The 2,591-nt window shown below is 23.5% G+C and carries 3 protein-coding genes; all 3 read right to left on the bottom strand.

Annotated features, from left to right (window positions below; translation table 11 throughout):
- Window positions 1–321: 321 nt before the first annotated feature.
- Genes BP997_RS04395 through BP997_RS04385 form a run of 3 tightly spaced genes read right to left on the bottom strand, consistent with a single transcriptional unit; the run spans window position 322 to window position 1,607 of the window.
- Window positions 322–711: a hypothetical protein gene (locus BP997_RS04395; RefSeq protein ID WP_413823585.1), complete on the bottom strand. Its 390-nt coding sequence runs from the start codon at window positions 709–711 to the stop codon at window positions 322–324.
- A gap of 16 nt (window positions 712–727) precedes the next feature.
- On the bottom strand, window positions 728–1,177 hold the full coding sequence (locus BP997_RS04390; protein WP_413823582.1) for a zinc ribbon domain-containing protein: 450 nt from the start codon (window positions 1,175–1,177) through the stop codon (window positions 728–730).
- A gap of 19 nt (window positions 1,178–1,196) precedes the next feature.
- Window positions 1,197–1,607, bottom strand: a complete 411-nt coding sequence (locus BP997_RS04385) for a zinc-ribbon domain-containing protein (RefSeq protein ID WP_413823580.1) — start codon at window positions 1,605–1,607, stop codon at window positions 1,197–1,199.
- Window positions 1,608–2,591 lie beyond the last annotated feature (984 nt).

The raw sequence follows: 2,591 nt of genomic DNA, 5'->3' as shown, positions 1-2,591 counted from the left end.
TTTTAGTTCTCCACACAAAACTTAAACCATGTTTATTAACAAATTTTCATAATAATATGATAAACAGACCAGAATACATAAAACAATTAAATGATTTTAAAGACACTAAAATAATTAAAGTCATAACAGGTATGAGAAGATTAAAGATAATTATGAAAAAATAATCTTATCAATGGATAAAAGTTTTATAAAAGATAAAAATGGTATTAAATTTCAAAATATTATAGAGTTTTTATTAGAGTAAAGAATAGAATATAAATTTTATCTACCGGATGATATGATTTAAAAATAAAAAAAATGTAATAAATAAGAAGGGTTTTTTTAGAAGACTAATTCTTCGTCTTCTGATGCAGTATGACTACCCATACTATCTGTCCAGGATTTTGTCCCATCACCATTATGATGTATAGTTACATGGCAATCTCTGCCTGCTTTTTCTGATAAATCTATATCTTCATCATATCCATCAGATCCAGATTTACTTGATGAGGTTTTACTCACTGTTTTCTGATTAGAATCAGAATTTGAATTATCTGTATTACTTGAATCTGCACTTATATTAGATGTTGTATTAGTAGTGTTATTAGTATTATTTAGTATGGTTTGATTATCCATATTAGTATCGGATAATGCGAAATAAGCCCCTAAACTTACTAGTATTCCTGCTATTACTATTATTAATAGTATTATTATAATGTTTTGATTATCCACCTTAATATCACCCCTTTTATATTTTATTGTATGTTAGTCTTTTTTGTATATTGTATTCTTTTGTTGCCTTGTAAGCTGCATATATTTGATAAATTAAGAATGGTATGAGTATAATTGCCCCAAATCCTAATGTAAAAACTGTTATGAAACTTAAGACTATGGCTATTATGAAGTATATTGCGAATTTATCTGCTTGATGTATGTATAAGAATCCTGCACCAACAAGGATAAATGAGAGTAGTGCTGCGACTCCTGGGGATTTATCTTCATAATAAATATTATTAGAACCCTCATTATTCATATTATTATTCATATTTAAATTTGTATTAGGATTAGTGTTTAAACTATTATTATCTGTAGTATTAGATTGTAAAGTATTTGGGTTTCTTAATTCACTTCCACATTTAGAGCAAAACTTAGAAGTATCAACGTTTTCCACTCCACATTTAGGACAATATTTAACCATAATAAATTAACCTCTTTAATTAATTCTCTTTTTCATGTTGAACTGTCTTTTTATATCCACAGTTTGGACAGAAATTTTCAGTTTTTAATATTTTACTTCCACAATTAGTGCAAAAAATAGTGTCACTCATATTTGGAGTGTTAGATACGGGTAAAGTGTTTGATGATGGCTGGGTAGGTGTGTTTTGATGATTAGACCGATTGGGATCTATTTGAATTTGCACTGTTGTTTCCTCTGAGACTAAATAGTAAATTAATCCAAAAATTATTCCAAGGAGTAATAAGATTATGAAGATTGCTAAATTATAATCCTTTTTCTTCATCACTACTGTATCATCATTTGCAAATTTAATATTATAATCTTGAACAGTGTATTCTTGTACTTTACGATTTAATTCATCTTTATTATTAACATAAACATTAATCATCATAGTATAAAATTAAACCCCCATTTAACTTATGTTAAATTTTTTTTTTAAATATTTATAAATTCTTAGTTTAATAAAAAGAAAAAAAATCATCTTTTTATAAACTATTTAATAATATTAATTATATTATATTTAAGTTTTTATATAATCTTCTAGAAAAACGAGGATTTAATGAAAATTTTTAAGTAAAAATATTTTAAAAGGGCTGAAAAGTTTTTTATTAATATAATCATTAAAACTGTTACGAATGTTAAAATCATATGTTGGAGTGATTACTACTGATGTTTTATTAATTAACTGGTTAACTGCAATATTTTTACTTAAAACTTGATTACCTAATAATTTGTTTAAATCATTAATATTTAAATATCAGAACAATTAATGTTTATTGAAACATCTTGAGCAAAAATTGCACTTCAATTACTTGCATTATTAGAATATAATTTAGAATTAAAAATAATAAGAACAAAGTTTAATTAATTTTTTTTCCAAATACGAGGGTTGGCCAAAAGTCCAAAATTTATAATCAAAACATTCTTAAAATGTTTAGATTATAAATTCAAGAAATTTTTTCATTAAAAAATATATTTTTGGCCAAGCCTCAATACATTTAAAAATAACACCTTTTATTTATTATTTAAAGAATGTGAAATTTTTAAGGATTAGTTTAATGAATATAACTAATATTTGAATAAATTATATTAATCCTTATTATTTATAATTTACTAATTTAATTTTATATTAAAAATAATGAAAAAAAAGCTTTTTTTTAAATTAATTTTTGTATTCCTTAAAAAGGGCTTTGTAGAAACCCTTTATTTTTTTTCTAATTTTTTTTCATTGAAATTGTACCTTGATGTTTTTATTTTTGTGATTTCTTTTAATTTAGGTTTAAGAAGTTTTAAGAAGGTTTCAAGTCTTTACACTTGAAATAGTAACTGTGATGTTTAAAATAAGTAATGAATAAGTATTAATATTAAAATGGAG

The sequence above is a fragment of the Methanobrevibacter sp. UBA412 genome, from assembly GCA_002495685.1.
GTDB classification, from domain to species: Archaea; Methanobacteriota; Methanobacteria; order Methanobacteriales; family Methanobacteriaceae; genus Methanobrevibacter_A; species Methanobrevibacter_A acididurans.
The sequence above is the reverse complement of the archived record's forward strand: the minus strand, read 5'-3'. Positions and strand labels throughout refer to the sequence as shown.

What these genes read in the sequence shown, in the direction of transcription:
- BP997_RS04385 (WP_413823580.1), bottom strand. Translation starts at nt 1,607, where the DNA reads ATGATGATTAATGTTTATGTTAATAATAAAGATGAATTAAATCGTAAA.
- BP997_RS04390 (WP_413823582.1), bottom strand. Translation starts at nt 1,177, where the DNA reads ATGGTTAAATATTGTCCTAAATGTGGAGTGGAAAACGTTGATACTTCT.